Source organism: Marinobacter adhaerens HP15 (assembly GCF_000166295.1).
In the GTDB taxonomy this organism is placed as follows: Bacteria; Pseudomonadota; Gammaproteobacteria; order Pseudomonadales; family Oleiphilaceae; genus Marinobacter; species Marinobacter adhaerens.
The window spans coordinates 2,700,622-2,725,926 of record NC_017506.1 but is presented as its reverse complement, the minus strand read 5'-3'; the positions used below and the strand labels follow the sequence as shown (position 1 = coordinate 2,725,926).

Genomic DNA, 25,305 nt, shown 5'->3' with positions numbered 1-25,305 from the left:
GTTTCCAGGAAAAACCAGTTGTGAGAGGCTAACGACATCAAACAGGAGACCAAGCATGACCGACACCCTGATCGACCGCCGCGACCTGGCGTTCCAGCTCTACGAAGTTCTCGATACCGAAAACCTCACCACCCGCGAGCGCTTCAGCGAACACAACCGCGACACCTTCGATGCCGTCATTGAAACCGCCGACAAGATGGCACGGGAAAAGTTTGCCACCCATAACAGCGCCGCCGACAAGGACGAACCAAAGTTCGTCAACGGCCAGGTCGAGATGCTGCCGCAGGTGAAGGAAGCCTTCGACGCCTATGCGCAAGCCGGCTTTATCGCAGGACGTTACGACTATGAACTGGGTGGCATGCAGTTGCCTGAATCGGTCATGGCCGCCTGCAATGGTTTCTTCACAGCTGCCAACCCCGGCACCGCGGGTTACCCGTTTCTGACCACAGCTGCCGCCAACCTCATCCGGGTTTTCGGCAACGAACAGCAGAAAACCACCTTTCTTCCGAACATGCTCAGCGGTCGTTTCAGCGGCACCATGGCCCTGACCGAGCCCCACGCTGGTTCCTCCCTTGCGGATATTCGGACATCGGCGTCGCCCACAGATGAGGGGCACTATCTGATCAAGGGCGCGAAGATTTATATCTCCGGCGGCGAGCAGTCCATCACTGACAACATCGTTCACATGGTGCTGGCCAAGATCAAAGGCGCGCCGGCGGGCGTGAAAGGTATCTCCCTGTTCATCGTGCCCAAGTTTCTGGTGGATGATGAAGGCAATCCCACTGAACGCAACGGCGTCAGCCTCGCTGGCCTGATTCACAAGCTGGGCTACCGGGGAACCACGTCTACTGCACTGAGTTTCGGCGACGATGCCCCCTGCCACGGCTATCTGGTGGGCGAGCCCCATCAGGGCCTGAAATACATGTTCCAGATGATGAACGAAGCGCGGGTCGGTGTCGGTTTCGGCGCTGCCGTGATCGGCTATCGGGGTTACATGCACAGCCTCGAATACGCCAAAGACCGTCTTCAGGGGCGCAAGGCCAGCGAGAAGAACCCGGAAAGCCCGCAGGTGCCGATTATTGATCACGCCGATGTCCGTCGCATGCTGCTGGCCCAGAAAGCCTACAGTGAAGGTGGCCTGGCTCTCTGCCTCTATGGCGCACGACTGATGGATGACCAGCACACCCATCCGGACGAACAGAAACGCCAGGAAGCCGGAAAGCTGCTGGACCTGCTCACTCCGGTGATCAAAGCATGGCCTTCCGAATACGGCCCCAAGGCTAACGACCTGGCCATTCAGGTATACGGTGGCGCAGGTTACACCCGGGAGTACCCGGTAGAGCAGTGCTGGCGTGACAACCGCCTTAACCCGATTCACGAAGGCACCAATGGTATCCAGGCCATGGACCTGCTGGGCCGTAAGATCTGGCAGGATCAAAGCCACGGTTTGCAGCTGCTCATGCAGGAAATGCAGGTGGACCTGCAGGCAGCCACCACCGATCGTTGCCAGCAATGGGCCCTGTCCCTGAGTGAAACCCTGCAGCAGGCAGTGAAGGTTACCCAAAGCCTGGGTAAATCCCTGATGGAAGGCGATCCCGACAAAACCCTGGCCAATGCCTCCTGCTACCTGCACCTGTTCGGGCACATTATGGTGGCCTGGATGTGGCTGCGTCAGGCCAATGCGGCCTCCCATGCCCTGGGTTCCGCGAATACCGATGATGAAGGCAATTTCTACCAGGGCAAACTGCAGGCGGCCCAGTACTTCTTCCACTGGGAATTGCCAACCGTGGCTCAGGATCTGGTGCTGCTGCGCAATCAGGACGATACCTGTCTGAACATGAAATCGGAGTGGTTCTGATGGCTCTGGTAAATGTTGAGAAGAAAAATCACATCTTGCTGATCGGGCTGAACCGCCCGGAAAAAATGAACGCCATGAACCGCGAGATGTACCACCAGATTGCGGCGGCCTACCACCAGCTGGAAAACGACCCGGAGCTACGGGTCGGGCTGATGTACGCCGAGGGCGACCACTTCACCAGCGGCCTGCAACTGGACGACTGGGCGGGTGTGTTTGCCAATGGAAAGGGCATTGAACCGGGTGAAGGCGAACTGGATCCCTTCCACATTACCGGTCAGGCGCTGACCAAACCCGTGGTCTTCGCCGCCCAGGGCATCTGCTTCACCTGCGGCGTTGAGATGATGCTCAACACCGACGTGCGCGTTGCTGCTAAAGGAACCCGCTTTGCCCAACTGGAAGTGAAGCGGGGCATCTTCGCCTGTGGTGGTGCCACCATCCGCCTGCAACGGGAAATCGGCTGGGGCAATGCCCAGCGTTACCTGCTGACTGGCGATGAGTGGACCGCCGATCAGGCGTATCAGTGGGGGTTGATTCAGGAACTGGTGGAACCCGGCGAGCAGTTCAACGTCGCGTTGGAAATTGCCGAGAAAATTGCCAGGGCGGCGCCACTGGGTGTCCAGGGCAGTCTTAAATCCTCAAAAATTGCTGTCAGCGAAGGGCAGGAGGCTGCGAAGCAGCGATTGTTCCCGGACCTTCAGCCGGTTATGGCCAGTGAGGATGTAAAGGAGGGAATTCAGTCATTCCTGGAACGTCGAGAGGCCGCTTTCAAAGGTAAGTAACGGCTCAACTTGGCCAGAAATCACGGGTTTCAGCGCTTATAAAGAAACCTGACTATATCGCCAGAGCTCAGGGCAGCTGACCGGGGTCTTCCTTCCGGGAGTGTGAGCAGCAAGGATGCTGCGATCAAGCCCCCATGGATGGGTTCACGGCGTCTCCCGGAAGGAAGACCCCGGTCGGCCGCCTGCACTCGAGCCTGAAGGTTGGGGCCCGAGCTGGCAGGTGGCTATATTCAGGCAGCCTCGGAATTCGCGGATTCGCGGCGAGCCTTCGCTTCAGCAGCTACCTCAGCAGCGTAGTCCGCATACCTGGCCATCAGCTCCTCTTTCCGGTCCGGATCCCAGTTGATTTTGCTCAGATCTCCCTCGTAGTGATCAATCACCCGCTTATCCATGGTTTCGTACCACCACTGGGGCAGATAGGCCGGCAGAAGCATTGAGGCATAACCACCGGGTAATTGTGGAGCCTTCTCGAAATGCCGCAAAGCCTGATAACTGCGCTGTGGATGCGCGTGATGGTCTGAATGCCGCTGGAGCTGATACAGGAACAGATTGGTCACAATGTGATTGCTGTTCCAGCTGTGCTCTGGTTGGGTGCGCTCATACTTGCCGTTTTTGTCTTTCTGGCGCAGCAGACCGTAGTGCTCGATGTAGTTCACACTCTCGAGCAAACTGGCACCGTAAACCGCCTGGGCCGCCAGGAACGGAACCGCCCTCGGGCCGCAAACCAGCGTTGTGGCGCCAAAGAACCCGGCGCTCATGGCCCATCCCTGCAGCAGTTCGTTGTCCAGGCTCCAGAAGTTCTTGCCCTTGCGGGCAAGCCTCGCCTTCTCGATCTTGATGGATGATTTGATACCACCGAGCACCGTGCGTGGCAGGAACTTCCAGAAACTCTCGCCCATACGGCTGCTGGCAGGATCCTCCGGCGTGGCTACCCGCTTGTGATGACCAAAGTTGTGCTCAACAACGAAGTGGGTGTAGCCGGTGGGTGCCAGGGCTGCCATGGCCAGCAGCTTGTTCAGTCTGTTGGATTTGTGGCCGAGCTCATGGGCGGTATTGATCCCGACGCCATTGATAGCGCCAACCGTCAGCGTGAGCCCTATCTTGTCATCCAGAGGTGTGTTTTTGCGGCTGGCAAGCCAGGCACCCATGAAGGTCATGGCGTACTGGGTCGGAATAAATGCTTTCACAATCCGGTCGTAGTACTTGTCCTGCTCCAGTGTCTTCACCGCCGATTCCGGTGGATTGCTCTTATCCTCGCCGATAGCCCGATCCAGGGCAGGGATGATGCCGTGTACCAGCGCCGGGCCAGTCCATGCCAGGGCTTTCAGTTTTTTTGGAGCCAGGGCATAGCCGGTCAGTGCGGCCAGTCCGATTCCTGGCAGTGCGGGACCGAGTAGCCACATGTAACGCTTCGGGTCTTTCCAGTTGCCAGAGGCGTCTTTTTCAGCGGGCGCCGAGATTTTGTGTGATTGCAGGTTATCCGGGGTTTTGGCGTTCATTGTTGTCTCCCTTGCAGTGCGCGTACCTGCAATTTATGTCGGACAATCCAACAATGCAACGGGCGCCGACAGCTGTCTGGAACCTTGGCTCAAAATGACAATTACCATTTCTTTGGCAGAAAGCCGGTTTCTGGACCAAACTCATCTGAACAACAAGAGTCTGATCACAAGGAAGAATCAGCCATGCCCAATCCGTCGTCTGCGACCGCCTCATATTCTGTTCAGGGAATCATTCGGGAGTACTTGTCTTCCGGCAGGCTTACCGAAGTTGTTTACCGTGACAGCGCCGGTCAGATTTGTCTGGTTCATGATGTTATTCGCGATCTCTTCAGTCGCGCCGGGCAGGATTTTCTGCTGCTCGGGCGCGGAACCATGCTCCCGTTCGATCATGTTATTACCATCGATGGCCAGTTGCTCTCGGACAGTGCCGGTTAACGAAAGGGTAATGGGCCGGTAATTGCCCCGGGGCCAACCGCCCCGTACTCTGTGCACCGTTGTAAATGCTTACCAACAGAAGGATATGGTATGAACAAGCTCACACTGAGTGCACTTTTGATGGTTCTGACGCTCGGCCTTGCAGCCTGCAGTTCGGAAGACAACGAAGGCGTGGATGTCGAGCAGGCTGCGGATAACGCCGGAGAGATGATGGACGACGCTGCGGATTCCACCGAGGAAACCCTGGAAGAAGCCACCGGCCAGGATGAAAGTGCCATGGGCGAGTTGCAGGAAGGCGCAGAGGAAGCTGGTGATGCCATGACTGATGCCGCCGAAGAAGCTGGCGATTCCATTGAAGAAGGCTACGAAGAAGCCACCCAGCAGTAACCGGGTGGGCTGACCGCTTCGCAGCAACAGTCTTTGCGAGGCGGTCGGTGTTCCGGTGGCCGCCCTTGTAAAGCAATGTTAACGAATTTGTCTTTTAAACTTACCCTTACTGTCATATTTCCCGCCGAAACTGGCCTCTCAACAACACCGACCCGCTGTTCTTTGAGAGAGGCAAAAACATGGCTAAGCACGACCTTGATCCCAACTATCTGGATCCCAACTACGAGCCGGTAGTCAACCACACTGACAACAACCCTTTCCACCAGGTTCTGGCCGCACGCATGCAGCGCCGTACAGTGATGAAAGGCAGCGTTGGAGCTGCCCTTGCCAGTGTGATGGGCCTGGGCCTCGCAGGTTGTGGCAGCGACAGTAACGACGGCACCACCAGCAGCAATGTTTCAAGTACCGATATCGGCTTCAAGGCGGTACCGACATCAACAGCCAACGAGGTGGTTGTTCCCGAAGGGTACTCTACTGAGGCGTTCCTGCCGTGGGGCACTCCGATTACCGGCTCCTACCCGGAGTACAAGCCGGATGGCACGAACACCGGTGCGGAGCAGGAACAACAGATGGGCATGCACCACGACGGCGTGCACTTCTTCCCGATTGACCAGAAGGCCGGCGGCAATAGCTCAAGCGAAGGCCTTCTGGTGATGAACCATGAGTACATCAATCAGGGCGCTCTGCATGCCAATGGTGCCACCAAGGCATCGGATAACGGTGGCGTACGTCCGGCGGATGAAGTCCGTAAGGAAATCGCAGCGCACGGTGTTTCTGTGGTGCACATCAAACGCGACACCAGCGGAAAGTGGGACATTGTCTTTGGCAGCCCGTTCAACCGTCGCATCACCGGCAACACCGAAATGGACATTCGTGGGCCGGTTCGCGGCTACAGCAAGCTGATCACCAAATACAGCCCGGACGCCACCGAGACCCGCGGCACGCTTAACAACTGTGCGATGGGGCCGACACCCTGGGGCACTTACCTGGCTGCTGAGGAAAACTGGCACGGCTACTTTGCAAACAGCGACGCCACGCAGCCCCGGGAGCAGACCCGCCATGGTGTTGGAAGCTCCAGCCGTTATGACTGGGAACTGGCTGATAGTGGTGAGGATCAGTACGTTCGACTCAATGTAAGCTCTATCGGCGCATCCGCTGCCGATGATTACCGAAATGAAGCCAATACCTATGGCTACATGGTCGAGATTGATCCCTTTACCCCGGAAAGCAAGCCGCAGAAGCGCACTGCCCTGGGTCGTTTCGGTCATGAGGGTGTCATCTTCGCGCCGGCCAAGGAAGGCGAGCCGGTGGTATGTTACTCGGGCGATGACTCCCGTTTCGAGTACATCTACAAGTTTGTATCGTCGAAGCCTTACTATGCCGCCACAGCCGGTGGATACCTCCTCGACGAAGGCACTCTGTATGTAGCCCGCTTCAATGACGACGGCTCCGGCGACTGGTTGTCGCTGGACCTCAATGATGCTGAATTCAAGGCCAAGGTTGATGCTGCCGTGGGTACGACCGTTGGCGACATTGCCTTCGACGGCTTCGAGAACCAGGCTGACGTTCTCCTGAATACACGCCTGGCTGCCGATATCGCGGGTGCAACCCCGATGGACCGTCCGGAATGGGGTGCGGTTGACCCGAATTCAGGCCAGGTTTATTTCACCCTGACCAACAATTCCCGTCGTACTGAAGATCAGGTTAACGCGGCCAACCCCAACGCGAATAACCGTACAGGTCATATCATCCGCTGGAGCGAGGAGGGTAATGATCACACCGCGACCAGTTTCGACTGGGACATTTTCGTCTTTGCCGGTGAGCAGGGTACGGAAACCGTAGTGGGTGACGAAGTTATCGTTTCGCTGACCGACGACAATATCTTCAACAGCCCGGATGGCCTCTGGTTCGACTACAACGGTCGTCTCTGGATCCAGACCGATGGCTCCGACGCTGCACCCTACCAGAACAACATGATGCTGGCTGCCAATCCGGAGACTCGCGAAATCAAGCGTTTCTTCGTAGGTCCCCAGGGTTGTGAGGTGACGGGGGTTGTTTCCACGCCGGATGTGAAAACCATGTTCGTCAACATCCAGCATCCGGAAGGTAACTGGCCGGACTCCAGTGATCCTCGCCCCCGCGATGCAACCGTGATCGTTACCAAGGACGACGGTGGCGTGATCGGCGCCTGAGCCAACGCCAAAGTAGTCATCTGAACACCGCAAACCCGGCCCACTCGGTTACAGAGTGAGTCGGGTTTGCGGTTTTTTGTTTCAGAAACGCTATTCCCCGCCGATATGGTTATTAAATACACTAAAGTATGAGTTATAAACTCATGTCAATTCTTTAGTCTCCACAATGGCCTTTAATAACAAGATGCTTGCAGAAACAACAAAAAAGAAGAGGTTTCCATGGGGTTACTGGATAGGGCTTCAGTTTTATGGGGGATGGCGGTTGCCGGACTTCTTGCAGTCGTCTGCGCAGCGGTGGCGCCGTTGCTAGGTCTTGAAATTACCTCAATGCTCATCGGGCTTGTCGTAGGTCTCGTTGCTGCCGGCGGGTTCATGATTGTTCGTGTCCTGGAGCCGACTGAGCGTGGCCTCAAGGCCTTGAATAACGGCACCCTGGCTGAAGATCATCCACTGCATGCGCAATGTCATCAGTTGCTAGCTGATGCGAGGGCGGGGCGCGCGCTCGTCGAAACGCTTTCCGGTAGCGCTGACAGGAACGCGATTTCCGCCGCCCAGGTGTCTTTCGCGGCCGACCAGTTGAAGCTGCGGCTGGATCGCCAGGTTGAAGAAACTGCACAAATGGCCGATTACGCGGGGCAGATTACCGAAACCGTGCGGGAATCCTCGGAGCAGGCCACCGATGCAGCCACCATGGCGCTGCAGAACAAACAGGTAAGCACCGAGGGTCGTGAAGCCCTGATCTCCGCCATCGACAGTGTTAGGGAGGTGCACCAGCAGTCCGGGGAAAACCTGCGGCTGATCCAGGAGCTGAACGAGAAGTCCAACAAGATCCAGGGTGTGACCACCACCATCCAGGGTATCGCTGAACAGACCAATCTGCTTGCACTCAATGCCGCCATTGAGGCGGCGAGGGCTGGTGACCAGGGGCGCGGGTTCGCGGTCGTCGCCGATGAAGTACGCCAGCTCGCTGGTCGGACTGCCCAGGCAACCGGTGAAGTTGCAGAAACCCTGGAGGAAATACGCTCGGACACTACGCTGATCGTTTCCCGTATTGAAGACCTGGCCCGCAGCATCGAGGCGGGGCTGACTTCTGTGGAGAGCGTTGGAGAGAGGTTGGAACAGATCAGCGATCAGTCGGAACGTGTACAGCAGCAGGTTGCACGGATAGCCGAGATTGACCAGAACAACGAGCAGAGTCTGGCCCAGGTTTTCTCCGCGATTGAAACCGTGCGCGACCAGATCTCCGAGAGTGATACCAGCGTTTCATCGCTTGCGGAGCAGGCGGCTACGCTGATGGAGCTTGCAGAGAAAGCTAACGCGTCATTCGCATTGAACAGCGAAGCCAGTTATCACCGGCCGTTCTTCGATCAGGCCCGGGCCGGCGCGGACCAGATTGGTCAGATGTTCGAGCAGGCCATCCGCGACGGCAAACTCTCCGAAAGCGCGCTGTTCGACAAGTCCCGTACGCCGATCCCGAATACTCATCCGCCAAAGTACTCCAGCACCTTTGACAACTTTACCGACCAATATCTGCCTGCTATTCAGGAGCAGGTGAAAAATGCTCACGAGGCCATTGTCTTTGCCATTGCCGCTGCCCCCGACGGATACGTGCCCACCCACAACCGCGATTTCGCCCACGCGCCAACAGGCGATCCCAAGGTGGATCTGGTCAAGAGCAGGAGCAAGCGGCTGTTCAACGACCGTACCGGTATTCGCTGTGGCCAGCATACCGAGACCATGCTCTTGCAAACCTACCGTCGGGATACCGGCGAAATCATGCACGACCTCTCCGTACCAATCTATGTGAATGGCAAACACTGGGGTGGGTTCCGTTTGGGTTATCGTCCGGACAATCACTGACCGCCCGCGGATTTCCGGCGATGGGCGCTGTGGTAGACTCCGGTTAATCGTCGAATAGGAGACCAGCTTTGACTGAACCGGAGTTTATTCCTGCCGACGCGGACCCCGCGTCCCGGCGCTCAGATCCTGCCCGGAACCTGGCGGTAGTGGTCTACATCCTTCAGGCGCTTTCATTCTTTGTGGGAGGCATTACCGGTCTGGTGGGCGTGATCATTAATTACGTCAAACTGGATGACGTGCGTAACACCTGGGTGGAGAGGCATTTCCGCTGGCAGATTCGTACGTTCTGGATAGGCCTGCTCTGGACGGTGATCGGTATTGTTACCACGCCACTGATCATAGGCTGGTTTATTCTTCTCGGTATTTCGATCTGGATTATCTACCGGATTGTAAAGGGGGCGCTCGCTCTGAACGATGGCAAGGCGCCCTCCTGACTGCGCGCCTCGATCAATCCTCCGTAACTTCTTTGAGTCGTATCGCACTGAACATCCCGGCCAGGCCCATCAGGCCGAGAACCATAATGACCGCGACTGGGGAGATCATCGATACCAGAGCGGTCAGGCCGCCGGTTACAAGCAGCAAAACGCCAATGACCGTGTTGCTCACTGCAGTGTAATCGGTGCGCTTGTTGCCCCCGGCCATATCCACCAGATAGGTTTTTCGCCCCAGCCTGACGCCCGCATGTGCGATGCTGAGCACGAAGAATGCCACCGGATAAAACCACACGCTGCCCAGGTCTTGTCCCAGGGTAAGTGCTGCAGTGCCGACGATCAGGCAGGTGCCACTGGCCATTGCCGCGCCACGGATCATTACCCTCCGGCTGGACGTGTCCGCCGCCCAGCCCCAGAAACTGGCACTCAGGGAACTGGCGAGACTGCTGGCGAGCAGGAAAATGCCCAGCATCCAGCCGATATCCGACTCCTTTTGTGCCAGGACCACGAAATAGGGAGATGCCAGGGCAGAGCAGAGAAGCAGGGCCCGGGTGATCACGAAATTACGAAAGGGGACGTCATCACGGAGCAGGGACAGGCTGCGGAACGCCTCGTTGATGGCGTTTCCACCGCCACCGGTTTCGCCTTCATGCTCCTGAACTCCGGCAAACAGAAAACCGGCAATTACCCAGAGTGCCCCTGCCAGAAGCAGCAACACGGTGTAGAAGGCAATCGTGGGGTCGCCACGTTCCCAGAATAAAAGGCTGGTTAAAACGACGGTTGCCGTGCCACCGATGGTGGACGCCAGTCCGCCAAGCCTTCCCCGGCGGGTCTTGGGAATGCATTTGCCCTGAACGTCTTTCATGGAGACGGAGCAAAAGCCGCGGGCCAGGGAAAACACAATGAGAGCGGCAATGATCCCGAAGCCGGCTGCATAACCCTCGAAGAACCAGACACTGGCTGCCATCGCCACCACGCTGGCGGCCTGTCCGAAACTGCCCAGCGTCCAGAACCACTTGCGAACCGGTTTGCGGCGCACCCAGGCCGCGATGACCATTTGTGGAACGAGAGAGCCGGATTCGCGGATCGGAACCAGCCAGGCCACCAGGGCGGGAGCACCTATGGCACTCATCAACCAGGCCAGCAAGGTTTTCGGGCTGATCAGCAGATCGCCCAGCTTGGTCAGTACGTTACTGGCGAGAATGAGGAAAAAATTGCGGGGTACCTCGCGACAGGCCTCTTCAGGAATATCCTTGCAGACCCGGGCATCTTCTTCGTTGGCAATCAGGCCATAAAGTTGTTCGATGGTGTCCTTTCTGCTTTCAGGCAAACCGCTATCCTCCGGAAAATGTGTCGAAAGGATACCAGTGTGGCGCGGTATCCTTAAGTCCGGATTACGGCAACTGCGAGCGATCAGACCAGATGGTGGTCCCAGTGAACGGATAGATCTGCGAGTTCTCTGGCGGGTTTGCCGGCGCCGAGCCGGATAAGTTTTCCCCGTCCAGAGGAAACAAGAAAATCCCCTCCGGCAAGGGTCTGGATGCCCGCGCAATCGGCGATGTGTGCGCGGCTGACCAGCTCACCGGTCTTGCCCCGAAAGATAATGGCCGTTCCACCAATCGGCGAAGCCGCAGCCACGAGGTCGTTTTCCGGATGCGCAATCACGCTGGAAATGTAGTTGGCCAACGCTGTCCGGGTGTCCTCATCGAACCGGTATTCCCGCAAAGTTCCCTCTTCAAGACGTGCCAACAAAGGCGGCGTTTCGTAGAGTGGGCCCTGGTGCTGATAGGCCACATACACGCGGCCATCGCCGCTGACGCTGACATGGCGGGCGCTTTGCTGGTGGTGGGGCGGCCTGAAACGGCCAACGATTTTGCCGGAGTGACGATTCATAAGTACCAGGGCTGGATCCATGGTGTCCAGATTCAGTTTCATGCGGTCGTAATCCGGGTGAGTGAGGATGCCTCCGAGACCGATCACCAGGGTTTCGCCGTCGGGGTGCAAGGTCAGCTCATGGGGGCCGATTCCCGCCAGATCAAAGGTTTTTGTCCGCCGATAACCCTTTTCGGCATCGTAGACTGCGATGATCCCCGCGCCCTGATCGTACCGGCTGGCGGTGACGTAGAGGCGTCGGCCATCGGTCGAGAACACACCGTGGCCAACAAAGTGTTCGCCCGGCTCGGCTGAAATATGGTGTTTCCGGGCACCTGTAGTGCTATCGAAAACGTAGAATGACCAACCCGGGCGGCGCTCGAAAAACAGGGTCTCTTGCTGGTGCGGTCGGTTGCAGCCGCTATGGCAGCGGGAATCGACAGGCGCCTGCCACACTATCCGGCCGTTGCGGTTGAATGCGCTGACTCCAAAACTGCCATCCGGGAACCCGACGGCGCCGGCATAGCCATCAGGTTGGACTGACGCTTTTCGGGGCAGCAGGGAACAGCCGGTCAGGCCCACGGCAACGCCGCCGGCAATGGACACCTTGAGAAGGGCTCTCCGGTTCAAAAGCATAGGATCAGGTTCCTCAGTCGCCATCGCTCGAGTTGAAGCCTCGTACTACGCCAAGTGCCACTGCCGCCTGGTCATTCACCAGCGTGGTCAACTGGGAAATATCAACGTAAAGGCTCTGCAGAGCCCGGAACTGGTCTTCTTCTTTCAAAGCCGTTGCCAGGGGTAGGTGGGCACCGGGAAAGTTCTGTTGAACCTCGTTGAATTGTTTGCGAATGCGGTCTGCCAGGTCGGACGCCCCCTTTGCTTCCAGCGAAATTTCGAGCCCTGGTAAAAAGTACCGGTTCAGGCCGTCGACAGTCGCCGCGACAGTCTGCAGGCTTTTGCCGCTGCGCCAGGCGTCCGCGATGTAAGGATTGCGTTTGTTACTGCCGCGAAGACCCATGGGTTGGGCCAGCCTTCTTTCTTCCAGAATTTCCAGTGTTGCCATACCCGCTCGGATAGTGGTGTCGAAGTACTGCTCGGTCTCCAGATAGTGCGGTCTGAAAGCCTGCCAGCCAGCCATCAATGCGTCACTGTTGCCTTTCACGTGTCCCGCGACGTTCGTTAGCAGCTCGCAGGTCCGGGCGACTGGGAGTGAAGTTTCCCCGGCATTGAACTCTTGGTCGAACAGCAGATATTCGATCATCGGGAAGCCTTGCACAGCGACACCGGACTGATTGATCACGCTCGGGGTGATCGGTTCGTCGTTTCCGATCAGGTAAGCCGCTTTCCGTGCGATCAGATTCTTCGGATCCGGCCAGAACTGGAACTGCCAGGAAAGGTTGTTGTTTTCGACCGGGCCGAAATCGACTAAGCGCACCTTCTGCCAGGCCAGGAAGGCATTCAGCCAGGCGGCTTCCACGTGTTCCCGGCTTCCCTCGGCTGGATTCTGGCAGTAGTCACGGGCGGATTCAGCCAGCTCTCCCGCTTCTGTGGTCAACGATTGATAGCCGGTCGCAATGCCTTCATACCACTGCTGGCGGGCCTGGGTGTTGGCATCGCTTGTCCACGCCAGGGGCGAGGTTAGAGCCAGGATAGATGTGCACAGCAGTCTGGTGATCCCTTGCATGACTGATCCTCAGAGTGAATTCAGGAAATCGATCAGAGCGGAACGATCTTCGGGCGACATCTGGCGGTATCGGTCGGCGGCCGCCTGAGCCTCGCCACCGTGCCAGAGCACGGCTTCTTCCAGAGTGCGGGCGCGGCCGTCGTGCAGGAACCCGGCTTGTGGATTCACCACCTGGGCCAGGCCAATGCCCCAGAGCGGCGGGGTTCGCCATTCGTTGCCGTTGGCCTGGAATTCATCGCGGCCGTCGGCCAGGGCAGGACCCATGTCGTGCAGCAACAGATCCGAATAGGGCCAGATAGTCTGGTTGCTAAGGTCCGGGCGATCGGCAACCTCGCCGGTCTGATGTCTCGGCGTATGGCAGCCACCGCAGCCACTTTCGTTGAACAGCCTTGCTCCCTGCCGGACGGATTCAGACCCAATATCTCGACGCGCGGGTATTGCCAGACTCTTGGCGTAGAAGGTCACGAAGTTGGCGACCTTGTCGCTTACCTCCGGTTCACCGCCATGGGTAAACCGCTCACAATTCTGCTCGGGCATGCAGTCGGTTTTAGGTTTCAGAGTAGAGGTCAGCCCCATATCTCCGGCGAACGCTCCCATGCTTTGCTGGTGGACATCGGGCTCGGCTGCCTTCCAGCCGAATCGACCGGGCACTGTCTGTTCCGTTGCCAGATCCCAGACCTGGTTAAGCTTTCCGGAGATGCCGTTTCCGTCCGCATCATCAGTGTCTTGGAGGGCTTGCAAATCTTCGATGGGGATGGCTTCCAGCAAACCCATTCCGATCATCTGGGGTGCTACCCGGGGTGACACCAGCAGGTTTTCCGGCAGTGGCCCATAATTTGGGTTCTCAATGCGGTATACAGGCTTGCGCAGTTCCACCACCGTCCCATCCGCAAGAGTTTCCTTCACTGACGTCCATTCGACGATCAAATCAGCCTCTGGTTTCGCTGCAGGAAGCGCGGCTGTCTGGAGCTGGCTGCCATATACTGGCGCCGGTTTAAAACCGTGTTTGCGCAGAATGTCTGCGTCCAGCTCCGGATCAGCAGGGACTGCCAGTCTCAAAAACAGGGAGACCGGCGACTCGTCGACACCGGGTGGGTGTCCGCGACCATCCTTGATATGACATCCCTGGCAGGAGTTGGTATTGAACAGCGGGCCCAGGCCGTCACGGGCGTCAGTGCTTGCCGGGGCTTCGACCCAGGGGTTCCGGAAGAAACTGTTGCCGACACTGAAGTCCAGACGTTTGGTCATGGACAGATTGCCCTGGGGAAGCGAGTAGGCATTGGTATCTGACTGTTGTACGGTGCCCTCACCACCGGAGGCCGGAGATGTCTGGATCGGATAGCCCGCGTGAGTCTCGGCGCAAACGTGGGCGCTGGCGATCGCCAGTGCCCCGATTAAGGCAAGCGGTTTCATCATGCTCAGAACGCGTGGCCGGCATCATCGGGAGACAGGGCTTCAATGCCCAGGTCGCGCGCAGCCTGCTCAATGGAACCGGTCTGTGCGACCAGCGCCATGATAGCGCCGTTGACGATACGAGTGCCCTCGGCATTCCCGGGTGCAATCATGGTGTCAAAAGCCATGGGATTTTCGCTGCTCTCCGCGCGGGCCTTCATTAGCGCCAGGGCTTCCATGGAGGCGTCCAGCTGGTTGTTAAGACGGGCGTCCAGCTCTGGGTCGCTCTGCTGAACCAGATCAGACAGGGAAGGGCCGGTCACCAGGCTGCCATCCACGCGACGATAGGTACCCGTGTAGACGTTCTGGATACCTTGGCCGTTGTAGTAGTGCGAATTGTGGGTATTGTCGCTGAAGCAGTCGTGCTCGTCCTCATAGGAGTTGGCTTCCAGAGCAACCTTCATTCGCTCGCCGGCCAGCTCGCCCAGAGACAGTGAACCCATGCCGAACAGCATTTTCTGAACACCCTGATTGGCGTCTGCAGCGGTCAATTGCGCCCGGTAGTTGTCACTGGCGCCCGGCGCCCACTGGGCCACCATCCACTCGAGGTCGGATACCAGAAGGTCTGTTACCGCATCCAGGTATTCGCCACGACGCTCACAATTGCCATTGGTGCAATCAGCGCCCTTCGCGTAATCCGTGACCGGACGCTCACCGGCGCCGCTTTCAAAACCGTGGAGATCCTGACCCCAAAGCAGGAATTCAACCGCGTGGTAGCCGGTAGCAACGTTGGCTTCAGAGCCGCCAACTTCGTTCAGATCTGCGAGCAGTGCAGGGGAAAGAGATGCCACATTCAGTGTCTCACCACCCACATTGATCCTGTTGCTTGCGATGATGTTTGCGGTGGCACCGGCGTTGCCCAGCTCGTGCTGGTACCCGTCTGCCTTCACATAATCGATCAGGCCTTCATCGAGCGGCCAGGCGTTCAGCTGGCCTTCCCAGTCATCGACAATAGCATTGCCGAACCGGAACACTTCTGTTTGCTGATAAGGAACCCGCGCTGCCAGCCAGGCTTCTTTTGCGGTCGCCAGATTGGCTTCGGTCGGATTGGCGATCAAGCGGTCAGTTGCTTCGTCCAGCGCGCGGGCGGTGATCAGGGCATCTTCGTAGTTGGCATGAGCCAGATCGGCGTAGTGATCGACCACTGAGTTTTTGGTTGCTGGCTGATGGTCCTTGGTGGACCAGGGATGATTAGCGCAGCCTGCAGTGAGCAGAGCGGTTACTGTCAATGCCAGGGGTGCTGGACGAAACATGGACGTCATTCCTTTTACCAAGTTCTGTTAATAGTAGTGTTAATGATAAATATTCGCGTTAAATATTATGAGTTCCGTTTTGTCGAAACGCAAGCGGGAAACGGGCTCGATCGATCAGGTTTGACGATTGTGCTCTTGCCCCAGGCAACCGTGATCGGGCTTAATGGCCCCGTCACCAGGGAGCTATTCTTGTATGTTGAGTTATTTGCACGCCTTCCACGCCGGCAATTTCGCCGATGTCCAGAAACATGGAGCCCTGGCACTGGTCCAGACCATGATGCGGGCGAAGGCCTCCGGTATTGCCTGTTTCGATACCCATGCCGGCAGTGCCATATACGACCTGCGAAGTGAGCGGGCCCGCAAGACTGGAGAGGCCGACCACGGAGTTCAGAGACTTTGGGGTGCCAGAGATCGGTTGCTGTCCGGGGACTGGAAGCCGTTTCTGGACGTGCTGACAGGATTCAATGCCGGCGGTGGTGAGCTGTCCGTTTATCCCGGTTCTCCTGCGTGGTTTCAGCATTTTCTACGGGATGGAGATGCGCTGACGCTGTTTGAACTGCATCCGTCTGAGGGCGAGCAACTGGCGGACTGGGCTTCCGAGGCTCCCATTCGCGTGCTCAGACAGGACGGCCTGGCAGGTCTGCTAAGACAGTTGCCTCCCAGACAGCCGCGCCTGCTGACGCTGATTGATCCCTCTTACGAGGTCAAAACCGACTACATTGACGTGGCGCACACTTTGGGGAAAGCATGGCATAAGTGTCGTCATGGCATTTTTCTTGTCTGGTACCCGATACTGACCAGTGACCTGCAGGAACAGTTGAAAGATGCGGTCAGGGGCACTGATGCGCGCAAGATACTCTGCAGTGAGGTGCATCTGAATAATCCGCCGGAGCGAGGCATGGTCGGATCGGGGATGCTGGTGGTAAACCCACCCTGGGGTTTTGACTCCCGGTTTGGCGCAATGATGAGCGATGTTGCCGGGTCGGACGTTTTGAATTTGTCTCACGATATTGGTTGGCTGGTTCCTGAGTAATTGAAAGGACGGCAAGCAAGGGAGCAATGAGGTTGAAGGATAAGCCAGTAAACAAGGCAGGATCCGTGTGGATGCCCGGCGGCCTGATTCCGGTCGAGCAGTGGAAAGTGCCTGAAACGTCCGTGAGACGTTCACTCAAAGATGCATTGCGCCATGCCCTGGCCCAGATTCGGGCGGGCGTGGTTGCAGAAAAGGAAGTGTTCGAAAGCCTCGATAACCTTCCCGAACTTTCAGCCGCCCGGCTCGAATCCTTTGCACCGCGGCCAGATCCAAGCGTGCTGGCGGAAGTGCTATCAAGGGCCCTTGAAGAGCTTGGGCTAAACCATGATTCCGGCAAGAGAGTTGCGTTACTGGTGGCTCCACCGTTCTCGGGTATTCGTTCTGCCCTTGAGTGTTTTCCCGAGCTTGAATTTCAGCAAGAGGGCGAGGCGGGCCGGTGGTCGCTGATCCTGCCACCCGAGAATCTGCTTCTTGATGAACAAGGCGCCAGGGAGTGGTGGGACACGCAGGATCTTTCCAGGCCGTGGGTGATTCCGGAACTGGCTGATTTCTGGCTGCGCCATCTGTCCGGACTGGCTCTGGTTCGGGAATTACTCCGTCGGGTTGCCGCGGGAGGCACTGCTCCTGGCGCTATTGGTTGCTCGAGCTGGTGTTGGCAATTCTGGTCCTCTTACTTCAGGGATGCGCACTTTTCGCCGATGACACCTTCGCCGATGGCAGCAGTCGAACTTGGTGAATGGTTCGAATCCCTTGCTGCCGGTGATAGTGATTACTCAATCACGGCCCGAATGGCAGACGATGGCCTATGGGTATTGCCGATGACGGAAGGAAATGACGGGAAAAAGCGCAAACACAGTGGCTTTCTCCGGGATCTCGCCTCAGTAGCAAGAGGTAATCCCGGTGTTGCGCTGGCTATATGGCGACGCGCGCTGAGAGCCCGCCCTGAAGAGGAGGCGGGCACGGAGGAATCCGGCCCGGGTTCTTCAGACGGCGGTTCAGTCACCCGGGCCTGGGTTATCCCTTTTGATCAACTGGGTTTGCCAGCGGTCCCCCAGAGCCAGGGCGACAACATTGGCCTGCTATTGCACGCCCTGCTGTTGCACGATGGACTGGACGCCTCTCATCTGCAGTTGGTAACTGGGGTCGCGGAACATGAGGCAGGGTTTGTGCTGGCACGTCTGGCCCGCGCGGATCTGATTGAGCAGCAGTCATCTGGTGGTCGCTGGCAAGTCACCGCTCAGGGATACCCCTCGATTCGTCGGCATTTGCAGAGCTGGGGATTTCCGGTCGACACTTTCTAGGAGATGAGTGATGGGTGATCTTGGCATTCGGGAGGCGTTTTCAGCGATCACGTCGGAAGCGCTGCTGGAATCGTTGATGGTTGTGCTGCTGGCGACGGGCCTGATCATCGTAATACAGAAGCTGTTTCCGAGAATCGCAGTGAAACTCGGGGGCAAGCCCCGGTTTTATATCCTGGCGTCGGTGCCCTTGCTGCGATTGATCATTATCGTGGTGACCATCATCGTTGTGGTTCCGATCCTGGTGGAACCTTCGTTCGAGAACATGGTTGCCATTTTCGGAGCCCTGGGACTGGCTCTCGGGTTTGCCTTCAAGGATTACGCGAACAGCCTGATTGCCGGAATCGTAACCCTCTACGAAATGCCGTATCGGCCCGGCGACTGGATCGAGGTGGACGGGCAGTACGGAGAGGTCCGTTCGATTGGCACCAGAGCCGCGGAACTTGTTACGCCGGATGATACCGTGGTGGTGATACCCCACGGCAAACTCTGGGCGTCCCTCATTGCCAACGCCAACAACGGAACGGATAACCTGATGTGCGTGGCGGAGTTCAACCTTGAGCCCCACCATGACGTCAGCCGGGTTATGGCGCTCTTGCGGGATGTGGCCTACACCTGTCCTCTTACCCGCACGTTCCGGCCTGTCGTGGTGGTGGTCTCCAACAAACCCTGGGGCATGTGTTATCGGCTGAAGGCATACCCGATCGAGTTGAAGGATCAGTTCCGGTTTATTTCCGAGCTCACTGCAAAGGGCGCAAGTGCGTTGGCTTCAGAGGGCGTCAGGTTTGTCTCAGTCCCCGTCACCGGAAACCCCTGAGCTTTGCTTGCGGGTTTCTGTTTGCTCAATCAATTGATTCAACCTGCCGAGAATACGCTGCCCGCTTTCACCGGTGCGCTCGAGGTAAATGTCACGCACCGGCATGCTGGCTTCCCGAAACGCCTCGCGTTCTGAATCGGTCAGGCGGACCACTTTCATGTGGCCCCCTTCCAGCATCTGCGCGAGCCGGGTCTGATTCAGCTCCTCCTGAGTCTCCCAGGCGATCTGCGCGACGTCCTTGAGTCCGTTGTCGAGCCATTGTTGCTGGTTTTCGGGCAAGGCGTCGTACCACTCAAGATTCGAGACCACTGAAGCGACGAACTGGGCCGGTCGCGCCAGGGTCATGGTGGTCTGAACTTCGTAGAAATCCATTTCCTCGATGGCGAAAACCGGATTGCTCTGGCCATCGATCTTGCGCAGCTGCAGGTCACTGTATACCTGGGAATAGGGGATCTGGCTGGGCTCGGCACCATAGGCCCGGAAGGTTTCTTCCGCCATGTCGGAGGTCATGGTTCGGATTCGCTGTCCGGTGAAGTCTTCCGGCGACCGCAGCGCCTTGTTAGCTGTCCAGGCCATCCAGCCTTCAGGTACGAAACCCAGCAGTTTCATGTTCTGGTTGGCATAGAGTGATTCAAACAATTCGAGCAATTCTGCACTGGCCAGAATCTCTCGTGTAACGTCGGCGTCGTCCGGAAGAACATAGTGCAGCGTGAAGAGACCGACTTCGGGGATGGTGTTGGCAAGATGCCCGGGGGAGGCGAACGCCAGGCTTATGGAACCATTGCGAACCAGTTCAGTAAGCTGTGCCGAGGTTCCCAGAGAACCGTAGGGAAAAATATCGATTTCAATCCTGCCGTCGGAACGCTCCTCAATCCGTTCCTTCAACGCTTCGGCATAAGCATGCTGAACGCTACCCTCGATCTCCTCAAGGGCAAAACGCCAGGTAACCGGGTAATCGGGGGGTTCCGGGACATCGGCGGTCTCGTCCTCACCGCTGGTCCGGCTGTCTGAACAACCGGTCAGTGCAATGGCCAATGCCAGGCTCAATGGCCAGAACCTGAAACGGACGGTGGGCATAACGGGAACTCCAGTTTTCTCGATCCTTGGTTGATATTGCCATACAAGGTAACACAAGAATGCGCACTGCCGTGGGTTACGGGGTTGGATTGAATTACACTGTCGACCCAGACGATCAAGTGCATATAGGAGACAGTTCATGGAGTTTCAGTGTTGGGCAGGAGGCCGGGAATGACAAACCAGAAGCAGGCGATGCTCTATGGCCTTGGCACGGTGCTGTTGTGGTCTACTGTGGCAACCGCGTTCAAGCTCTCGCTCAGAGAGCTCGCGCCCGTTCAGATGCTGCTGATTGCGTGCAGTGCGTCGGTGGTTGTGATGGCCGTCATCCTGATGCTTCAGGGGCGCTGGCACCTGGTGTTCTCGCTCAGTCGCAAACAGTATGCCCAGTCTTTTGGCATGGGGCTGATCAATCCCTGTCTGTACTATTTCCTGTTGTTCGGTGCCTTTGACCGACTACCCGCCCAGGAAGCGCAACCGCTGAACTACACCTGGGCTCTGGTGCTGGCCTATATGTCGGTACCCTTTCTGGGGCACCGGCTACGCAAACTGGATATTGTCGCGGGCCTGATCTGTTATGCCGGGGTCGTGGTGATTGCCACCCGCGGGGCTGTCACTTCGCTGAGCTTCGAGGATCCGCTCGGGGTTTCTCTCGCCCTCGGTAGCACGGTGGTCTGGGCGTCTTACTGGATCATTGCTACACGGGATACCCGGGACCCAGTTGTTGGACTGTTCCTGAATTTCCTATGCGGTTTGCCGGTGATTCTGCTGATTTGCTGGTGGACCGAGGGGCTCAGTTTTGCTCCGGGCACGTCGCTGGCTGCAGCGCTCTATGTAGGCGTGTTCGAGATGGGCATCGCTTTCGTTCTCTGGTCCTATGCCATGAAAAAAGCGGAGAATACTTCGAAAGTCAGCAACCTGATTTTTATATCTCCGTTCCTTTCGCTGGTGTTCATCTACTTTATTCTGGGCGAGCATATCTTGCCCTCCACATACATTGGCCTGGTTCTGATCATGATGGGGCTATGGATTCAGCAGAAAAAAGTGAAGGATCGGGAAGAGGCCCTGAACCTTGGCTGACTGGTTTGTCTACATGGTTCGAACCGCCAGAGGTTCGCTCTATACCGGCATAACCACTGACGTTGAGCGGCGTTTCAATGAACATCAGGGAGGCGCTCCCCGGGGCGCGCGTAGTCTGAGGGGGAAGGGGCCACTGGAACTGGTGTTCAGCGCGCCAGCCGGAGACAGAAGCCGGGCTTCACGGTTGGAGTGGCGCATCAAGCAATGGCCCCGGCCCAGGAAAGAGGCCCTGGCCCGGGGCGAGCTCAGTCTGCCAGATGACGTTTGATGTGTTCGCCTGCGGTTTCCAACGCGGCAGTGGCTCGATCAAGCTGACCACTGTGTACCTGGAAAACGTGCCAAAGACTGTTATAGACCTCAAGGCGGGTTTCCACATCGTTCCGGCTTGCGGCCTCGGCCAGCCGTTCGGCGTCGTTCAGCAGGATTTCCTGGCTGCCTACCTGGATCAACAAGGGTGGCAGGCCGCTTAAATCCCCGAAGATCGGCGAGATCAACGGGTTGGTAAGGGGTTCCTTTCCGGCGTAAAGCCTGGCGGCCTTGCTGGTCCAGCTGGCCTGAAGTACCGGCTCAATTTCCGGCGCATAAAGCTGCTCCTGGGTGAGGTCTATCCAGGGTGAAAACGCCGTCAGCGAAGCCGGAAGCTGCAGGCCCTTATCTCGCAGTCGCATCGCCAGGGCAACAGAGAGCCCCCCGCCAGCGGAATCGCCGGCGACGGCAATCTGGTCCGGTTTCAGGCCAGCCTCCAGAAGCCCGTTCCAACAGGCTTCGGCATCATCCAGCGCAGCGGGAAACGGAAACTCGGGCGCCAGCCGGTAATCCGGCGTAACGATGGCGCAGCCGGTTGTTTTCGCCAGATGCCCGGTTATGCCACGGTGGGTACTTGAGGACCCGATGATGTAGCCTCCGCCGTGGAGATAGAGAACGGCGCCCCGGGGATCATTGCCGAAGGTTGTCCGGGTTGCTGGCACTCCCCCAATGGTTATGTTCTCGAATTTCGCGCCTCTCGGTGGTGTCGAACTCCGAAAAGCCTGGCGCACAATGCGTCGCTGAAGTGGCACCGGTACCGCCGGGTTGAGAACCGGTCTGACCAGCCGGTTCATGGTCTGGCGCAACGCACTCTCTAAAACGTGTTGCAACATCTGTGTCTTTCCCCTGCTATGGGTTAGGCCCGCTATAGGTTAGGATTGAAACCCCGAAATAGATAACTCATTCATGACAGGCGTTTAACTCTACGTGTACTGGAAAACGGATACCATAGAAATACCGGATTGGGACAGGCACTCACTTCTGGACAGACTCGAACCCTTCGACCCGACCTGCTCGCGTGATCTTAGTGATGAAATGGTGGCCTATTGTCGTTTTTATGGGCTGGATCTCTGGGTGGAACATCCGGACGTTGCTTATCATCAGGGTTACGTCAAAGCCTGCGGTCATGAAGTCATGGTGCATTATTTCCGATTGCCGGACCAGTCAACAGAGCGTGGAACGGTGTTCATTCTGCACGGCTATTTCGACCACGTCGGGTTGTACAGTCAGTTGATCGATCGGTGCCTGGGAGCCGGGTTTGATGTGCTGGCCTACGATCAGCCCGGCCATGGCCTTTCCAGCGGCACGCCCGCAGCCATTGGCAGTTTTCTTGAGTATCAGGGCGTTCTGTCAGACGTGATGGCTCAGGTCAGGGACAAGTTGCGTCAGCCCTGGTTCGCGGTTGGGCAGAGCACCGGTGGAGCGATCCTGATTGATTATCTGTTGTCCAACCAGCACAGCCAGAAAACCTCCGACTTCCGGAAAGTGGTGCTTCTGGCGCCCCTGGTGAGGCCGGCCGGCTGGTTGGGCGCAAAAATACTGCATAGCATGGTGAAGCCGTTTATTTCCCGCTGGCGCAGGGTATTTGCAGAGAACAGTGGCAACGGTCGTTTCCTCAGGTTCTTGCGGGAGTACGACCCGCTTCAGGCGAGGGCAGTGCATGTCGACTGGGTGAGTGCACTCCGAAAATGGGTCCCCCATATCGAATCTGCGCGGCCGGTCGACTTTCCGGTGACCGTCGTGCAAGGTGAGAAGGATCTGACCGTCGACTGGCAACACAATTTGCGTATTATCCGGAATAAATTTTCCTCGGTTGAGGAACGGAAAATCCCTGACGGACGTCATCATCTTGTGAACGAAGCTCAGGATTTGCAGGCAACCGTATTCAATACCATTATTGATACATTCACGAACTCGGCGGAAAAGACCCGTTAAACCGGGTTGGCTGAAGAAACCAGGCACAGGAGAAAGCTGTGAAGAAGATGATTCTTGTATTTATGGTGGCAACTTTCGGTCTCGGCGGTTGTATGACCTACGACCCCTACACCGGTGAAGAGAAAACTTCGAATGCGACCAAGGGAAGCATCATCGGCGCTATTGGCGGTGCGGCTATCGGTGCGGCAACCTCCAGCAAGAGTGACCGCGGAAAAGGTGCCCTGATTGGTGCGGCCAGCGGCGCGGCCATTGGCGGTGGCGTTGGTTACTACATGGACAAACAGGAAGCCGAGCTGCGTCGCAAGCTGGAGGGCACTGGTGTTCGCGTGGTGCGCAACGGCGATGAGATTGAACTGGTGATGCCAGGCAATATCACCTTTGATCTGAATGAATCGAGCATCAAGCCGTCATTCAGCGGAACACTGGAATCCGTGGCTCTGGTACTGAAGGAGTATGACAAGACCATCATCCAGATTGAGGGGCATACCGACAGCTCCGGCTCTGACAGCTACAACCAGCTGCTCAGTGAGCGTCGCGCCTCATCTGTGCGTGACTTCCTCCTGAACCAGGGTATTGAGCCGAAGCGTACCCGTGCTGTTGGCTACGGCGAACGCTACCCGGTTGCCTCAAATGATACCGCGGCCGGCCGTGAGCAGAACCGTCGTGTTGAGCTGACGCTGGTGCCCATGCAGTAAGCAGGGCGTTCGCAGCCATAAAAAAACCGGAGCACAGGCTCCGGTTTTTTTATATCTGGCCGTTAATCAGAACAGTACGCGGCAGCGAATGGTCCCTTTCACTTTGAGCAGCTTTTCCTGCGCCAGTTCGCCGTACTCTTTGTTCACGTCGACGACAACATAGCCGATGTCTTCCTTGGTCTGCAGATACTGGCCGCAAACGTTGATGCCATTCTCTGAAAACACCTGGTTGATCTCTGACATCACGCCGGGAACGTTCTCGTGGATATGCAGCAGACGGTGCTGATTGGGGTGTGACGGCAGAGCGACTTCCGGGAAGTTCACGGAAGAAACCGACGTGCCGTTGTCGCTGTACATGGCCAGTTTTTCTGCCACTTCCCGACCGATGTTTGCCTGGGCTTCGATGGTGGAGCCGCCAACATGCGGGGTCAGGATGACATTGTCGAACTCCCGCAGCGGAGAGACAAATTCCTCGTCGTTGGATTTGGGCTCAACCGGGAATACGTCAATGGCAGCACCCAGCAGTTTACCGCTGCCCAGAGCATCGGCCAGGGCGTCGATGTCCACCACGGTGCCGCGGGAAGCATTCATTAGAATGCTGCCGGGTTTCATCTGGGCGAACTGCTCGGCCTTGAACATGTACTTGGTGGCCGGGGTTTCCGGTACGTGCAGGCTGACCACATCGGCAATGTTGAGCAGCTCCTGGAGCGTACCTACCTGGGTGGCGTTGCCGATCGACAGTTTTGAGACGACATCGTAGAAGTACACATCCATGCCCAGGCCCTCGGCCAGGACGCTGAACTGGGTGCCGATGTTGCCGTAGCCGATAATGCCCAGTTTTTTGCCACGGATTTCATAGCTGTCCTTGGCGGATTTCAGCCACTCGCCGCGATGGGCCTTGGCGTTTTTCTCCGGGACACCGCGCAGGAGCAGAATGGCCTGGGCGAGAACGAGTTCCGCGACGCTCCGGGTGTTGGAGAAAGGCGCATTGAAAACGGCAATACCGCGTCGGGTGGCCGCCTGCAGATCCACCTGGTTTGTGCCAATACAGAAGCAACCCACAGCCACCAGCTTCTTGGCGGCTTCAAATACTTTCTCGGTCAGCTGGGTGCGGGAACGGATGCCGACGAAGTGCGCATCGGCAATCTTCTCGATCAGCTCTTCCTCGGCCAGCGAGTGAGACAGGTACTCAATGTTGGTATAGCCCGCAGCATTCAGCGTATCAATGGCAGATTGATGCACGCCTTCCAGCAGCAGGATACGGATTTTGCTCTTCTCAAGAGACGTATTTGACATGGGCTTGCTTCCGAACCTTTCGTCACGTGAAATGACCCGTGGCCAGTGATCGTCAGGGCTGGCTCACAG

At 57.4% G+C, this 25,305-nt stretch carries 23 protein-coding genes; 14 read left to right on the top strand and 9 right to left on the bottom strand.

Features of this window, described 5'->3' with window-relative positions; all coding sequences use genetic code 11:
- Nucleotides 1-55 precede the first annotated feature (55 nt).
- Both HP15_RS12805 and HP15_RS12800 read left to right on the top strand, forming a co-directional pair.
- Nucleotides 56-1,858: an acyl-CoA dehydrogenase gene (locus HP15_RS12805; RefSeq protein ID WP_014577859.1), complete on the top strand. Its 1,803-nt coding sequence runs from the start codon at nucleotides 56-58 to the stop codon at nucleotides 1,856-1,858.
- Nucleotides 1,858-2,637: a crotonase/enoyl-CoA hydratase family protein gene (locus HP15_RS12800; protein ID WP_041645415.1), complete on the top strand. Its 780-nt coding sequence runs from the start codon at nucleotides 1,858-1,860 to the stop codon at nucleotides 2,635-2,637. The genes HP15_RS12805 and HP15_RS12800 overlap by 1 nt, the downstream gene beginning before the upstream one ends.
- 230 nt (nucleotides 2,638-2,867) lie before the next feature.
- Here HP15_RS12800 and HP15_RS12795 read toward each other — a convergent pair whose 3' ends face one another.
- Nucleotides 2,868-4,136 carry an alkane 1-monooxygenase gene (locus HP15_RS12795; RefSeq protein WP_014577857.1) on the bottom strand — a complete coding sequence of 423 codons (1,269 nt, stop codon included), beginning with the start codon at nucleotides 4,134-4,136 and terminating at the stop codon, nucleotides 2,868-2,870.
- A gap of 183 nt (nucleotides 4,137-4,319) precedes the next feature.
- On the opposite strand from HP15_RS12795, the gene HP15_RS12790 reads away from it, so the two are divergent.
- The 5 genes from HP15_RS12790 (at nucleotide 4,320) to HP15_RS12770 (ending at nucleotide 9,444) form a co-directional block, all read left to right on the top strand.
- Nucleotides 4,320-4,571 carry a hypothetical protein gene (locus HP15_RS12790; protein ID WP_041645413.1) on the top strand — a complete coding sequence of 84 codons (252 nt, stop codon included), beginning with the start codon at nucleotides 4,320-4,322 and terminating at the stop codon, nucleotides 4,569-4,571.
- A gap of 90 nt (nucleotides 4,572-4,661) precedes the next feature.
- Nucleotides 4,662-4,958: a hypothetical protein gene (locus HP15_RS12785; RefSeq protein ID WP_014577855.1), complete on the top strand. Its 297-nt coding sequence runs from the start codon at nucleotides 4,662-4,664 to the stop codon at nucleotides 4,956-4,958.
- A gap of 179 nt (nucleotides 4,959-5,137) precedes the next feature.
- On the top strand, nucleotides 5,138-7,150 hold the full coding sequence (locus HP15_RS12780) for a PhoX family protein (RefSeq protein WP_014577854.1): 2,013 nt from the start codon (nucleotides 5,138-5,140) through the stop codon (nucleotides 7,148-7,150).
- 219 nt (nucleotides 7,151-7,369) lie between these two features.
- The gene (locus HP15_RS12775; protein ID WP_041645410.1) at nucleotides 7,370-9,010 is read left to right on the top strand and encodes a methyl-accepting chemotaxis protein; all 1,641 of its coding nucleotides are present in this window, start codon (nucleotides 7,370-7,372) and stop codon (nucleotides 9,008-9,010) included.
- Nucleotides 9,011-9,078: 68 nt separating this feature from the next.
- The gene (locus HP15_RS12770; RefSeq protein WP_041645407.1) at nucleotides 9,079-9,444 is read left to right on the top strand and encodes a DUF4870 family protein; all 366 of its coding nucleotides are present in this window, start codon (nucleotides 9,079-9,081) and stop codon (nucleotides 9,442-9,444) included.
- A 13-nt stretch (nucleotides 9,445-9,457) separates the two neighbouring features.
- On the opposite strand, the gene HP15_RS12765 is transcribed toward HP15_RS12770, so the two are convergent.
- The 5 genes from HP15_RS12765 to HP15_RS12745 form a co-directional block, all read right to left on the bottom strand.
- A complete protein-coding gene (locus tag HP15_RS12765) occupies nucleotides 9,458-10,771 on the bottom strand; it encodes a hypothetical protein (protein WP_014577851.1) in 1,314 nt (437 codons plus the stop codon).
- Between the two features lie 83 nt (nucleotides 10,772-10,854).
- The gene (locus tag HP15_RS12760) at nucleotides 10,855-11,949 is read right to left on the bottom strand and encodes a DUF1513 domain-containing protein (protein ID WP_014577850.1); all 1,095 of its coding nucleotides are present in this window, start codon (nucleotides 11,947-11,949) and stop codon (nucleotides 10,855-10,857) included.
- Between the two features lie 13 nt (nucleotides 11,950-11,962).
- On the bottom strand, nucleotides 11,963-12,997 hold the full coding sequence (locus tag HP15_RS12755; RefSeq protein WP_014577849.1) for an imelysin family protein: 1,035 nt from the start codon (nucleotides 12,995-12,997) through the stop codon (nucleotides 11,963-11,965).
- Between the two features lie 9 nt (nucleotides 12,998-13,006).
- A complete protein-coding gene (locus HP15_RS12750) occupies nucleotides 13,007-14,413 on the bottom strand; it encodes a di-heme oxidoreductase family protein (RefSeq protein ID WP_014577848.1) in 1,407 nt (468 codons plus the stop codon).
- Nucleotides 14,414-14,415: 2 nt separating this feature from the next.
- Nucleotides 14,416-15,702: an imelysin family protein gene (locus HP15_RS12745; protein ID WP_014577847.1), complete on the bottom strand. Its 1,287-nt coding sequence runs from the start codon at nucleotides 15,700-15,702 to the stop codon at nucleotides 14,416-14,418.
- Nucleotides 15,703-15,895: 193 nt separating this feature from the next.
- Here HP15_RS12745 and HP15_RS12740 point away from each other — a divergent pair, with 193 nt between their 5' ends.
- From HP15_RS12740 to HP15_RS12730, 3 genes are read left to right on the top strand one after another with little or no spacing between them, the layout of a single operon-like run.
- The gene (locus HP15_RS12740; protein ID WP_014577846.1) at nucleotides 15,896-16,735 is read left to right on the top strand and encodes a 23S rRNA (adenine(2030)-N(6))-methyltransferase RlmJ; all 840 of its coding nucleotides are present in this window, start codon (nucleotides 15,896-15,898) and stop codon (nucleotides 16,733-16,735) included.
- A 26-nt stretch (nucleotides 16,736-16,761) separates the two neighbouring features.
- Nucleotides 16,762-18,036, top strand: coding sequence for a hypothetical protein (locus HP15_RS12735; RefSeq protein ID WP_227499632.1), 1,275 nt, complete (start codon nucleotides 16,762-16,764; stop codon nucleotides 18,034-18,036).
- 10 nt (nucleotides 18,037-18,046) lie between these two features.
- Complete coding sequence (locus HP15_RS12730) at nucleotides 18,047-18,850, top strand: mechanosensitive ion channel family protein (protein ID WP_008174028.1); 804 nt, start codon at nucleotides 18,047-18,049, stop codon at nucleotides 18,848-18,850.
- Here the strand turns inward: HP15_RS12730 and HP15_RS12725 are convergent.
- Nucleotides 18,824-19,927, bottom strand: coding sequence for a TRAP transporter substrate-binding protein (locus tag HP15_RS12725; protein ID WP_014577844.1), 1,104 nt, complete (start codon nucleotides 19,925-19,927; stop codon nucleotides 18,824-18,826). The two genes, HP15_RS12730 and HP15_RS12725, sit on opposite strands and share 27 nt — an antisense overlap.
- A gap of 171 nt (nucleotides 19,928-20,098) precedes the next feature.
- On the opposite strand from HP15_RS12725, the gene HP15_RS12720 reads away from it, so the two are divergent.
- Together HP15_RS12720 and HP15_RS21950 are read left to right on the top strand one after the other, a co-directional pair.
- The gene (locus HP15_RS12720) at nucleotides 20,099-21,004 is read left to right on the top strand and encodes a DMT family transporter (RefSeq protein WP_008174034.1); all 906 of its coding nucleotides are present in this window, start codon (nucleotides 20,099-20,101) and stop codon (nucleotides 21,002-21,004) included.
- Between the two features lie 13 nt (nucleotides 21,005-21,017).
- The gene (locus HP15_RS21950) at nucleotides 21,018-21,272 is read left to right on the top strand and encodes a GIY-YIG nuclease family protein (protein WP_014577843.1); all 255 of its coding nucleotides are present in this window, start codon (nucleotides 21,018-21,020) and stop codon (nucleotides 21,270-21,272) included.
- Here the strand turns inward: HP15_RS21950 and HP15_RS12715 are convergent.
- Nucleotides 21,250-22,143: an alpha/beta hydrolase gene (locus tag HP15_RS12715; RefSeq protein ID WP_014577842.1), complete on the bottom strand. Its 894-nt coding sequence runs from the start codon at nucleotides 22,141-22,143 to the stop codon at nucleotides 21,250-21,252. The two genes, HP15_RS21950 and HP15_RS12715, sit on opposite strands and share 23 nt — an antisense overlap.
- A 94-nt stretch (nucleotides 22,144-22,237) precedes the next feature.
- Between HP15_RS12715 and HP15_RS12710 the strand changes: the two genes are divergently transcribed.
- Entirely contained in the window at nucleotides 22,238-23,245 is a 1,008-nt protein-coding gene (locus HP15_RS12710) for an alpha/beta hydrolase (protein WP_014577841.1), read from the top strand.
- 47 nt (nucleotides 23,246-23,292) lie between these two features.
- Complete coding sequence (locus HP15_RS12705; RefSeq protein WP_227497835.1) at nucleotides 23,293-23,940, top strand: OmpA family protein; 648 nt, start codon at nucleotides 23,293-23,295, stop codon at nucleotides 23,938-23,940.
- A 66-nt stretch (nucleotides 23,941-24,006) separates the two neighbouring features.
- Here the strand turns inward: HP15_RS12705 and serA are convergent, their stop codons facing one another.
- Nucleotides 24,007-25,236, bottom strand: coding sequence for a phosphoglycerate dehydrogenase (serA, locus tag HP15_RS12700; protein WP_008174043.1), 1,230 nt, complete (start codon nucleotides 25,234-25,236; stop codon nucleotides 24,007-24,009).
- Nucleotides 25,237-25,305: the final 69 nt, after the last annotated feature.

What these genes read in the sequence shown, in the direction of transcription:
- HP15_RS12750 (WP_014577848.1), bottom strand. Translation starts at nt 14,413, where the DNA reads ATGATGAAACCGCTTGCCTTAATCGGGGCACTGGCGATCGCCAGCGCC.
- HP15_RS12775 (WP_041645410.1), top strand. Translation starts at nt 7,370, where the DNA reads ATGGGGTTACTGGATAGGGCTTCAGTTTTATGGGGGATGGCGGTTGCC.
- HP15_RS12790 (WP_041645413.1), top strand. Translation starts at nt 4,320, where the DNA reads ATGCCCAATCCGTCGTCTGCGACCGCCTCATATTCTGTTCAGGGAATC.
- HP15_RS12760 (WP_014577850.1), bottom strand. Translation starts at nt 11,949, where the DNA reads ATGCTTTTGAACCGGAGAGCCCTTCTCAAGGTGTCCATTGCCGGCGGC.
- HP15_RS12795 (WP_014577857.1), bottom strand. Translation starts at nt 4,136, where the DNA reads ATGAACGCCAAAACCCCGGATAACCTGCAATCACACAAAATCTCGGCG.
- HP15_RS12725 (WP_014577844.1), bottom strand. Translation starts at nt 19,927, where the DNA reads ATGCCCACCGTCCGTTTCAGGTTCTGGCCATTGAGCCTGGCATTGGCC.
- serA (WP_008174043.1), bottom strand. Translation starts at nt 25,236, where the DNA reads ATGTCAAATACGTCTCTTGAGAAGAGCAAAATCCGTATCCTGCTGCTG.
- HP15_RS12735 (WP_227499632.1), top strand. Translation starts at nt 16,762, where the DNA reads ATGAGGTTGAAGGATAAGCCAGTAAACAAGGCAGGATCCGTGTGGATG.
- HP15_RS12780 (WP_014577854.1), top strand. Translation starts at nt 5,138, where the DNA reads ATGGCTAAGCACGACCTTGATCCCAACTATCTGGATCCCAACTACGAG.
- HP15_RS12785 (WP_014577855.1), top strand. Translation starts at nt 4,662, where the DNA reads ATGAACAAGCTCACACTGAGTGCACTTTTGATGGTTCTGACGCTCGGC.
- HP15_RS12705 (WP_227497835.1), top strand. Translation starts at nt 23,293, where the DNA reads ATGATTCTTGTATTTATGGTGGCAACTTTCGGTCTCGGCGGTTGTATG.
- HP15_RS12745 (WP_014577847.1), bottom strand. Translation starts at nt 15,702, where the DNA reads ATGTTTCGTCCAGCACCCCTGGCATTGACAGTAACCGCTCTGCTCACT.
- HP15_RS12800 (WP_041645415.1), top strand. Translation starts at nt 1,858, where the DNA reads ATGGCTCTGGTAAATGTTGAGAAGAAAAATCACATCTTGCTGATCGGG.
- HP15_RS12805 (WP_014577859.1), top strand. Translation starts at nt 56, where the DNA reads ATGACCGACACCCTGATCGACCGCCGCGACCTGGCGTTCCAGCTCTAC.
- HP15_RS12720 (WP_008174034.1), top strand. Translation starts at nt 20,099, where the DNA reads ATGACAAACCAGAAGCAGGCGATGCTCTATGGCCTTGGCACGGTGCTG.
- HP15_RS12715 (WP_014577842.1), bottom strand. Translation starts at nt 22,143, where the DNA reads ATGTTGCAACACGTTTTAGAGAGTGCGTTGCGCCAGACCATGAACCGG.
- HP15_RS12730 (WP_008174028.1), top strand. Translation starts at nt 18,047, where the DNA reads ATGGGTGATCTTGGCATTCGGGAGGCGTTTTCAGCGATCACGTCGGAA.
- HP15_RS12740 (WP_014577846.1), top strand. Translation starts at nt 15,896, where the DNA reads ATGTTGAGTTATTTGCACGCCTTCCACGCCGGCAATTTCGCCGATGTC.
- HP15_RS12755 (WP_014577849.1), bottom strand. Translation starts at nt 12,997, where the DNA reads ATGCAAGGGATCACCAGACTGCTGTGCACATCTATCCTGGCTCTAACC.
- HP15_RS21950 (WP_014577843.1), top strand. Translation starts at nt 21,018, where the DNA reads ATGGTTCGAACCGCCAGAGGTTCGCTCTATACCGGCATAACCACTGAC.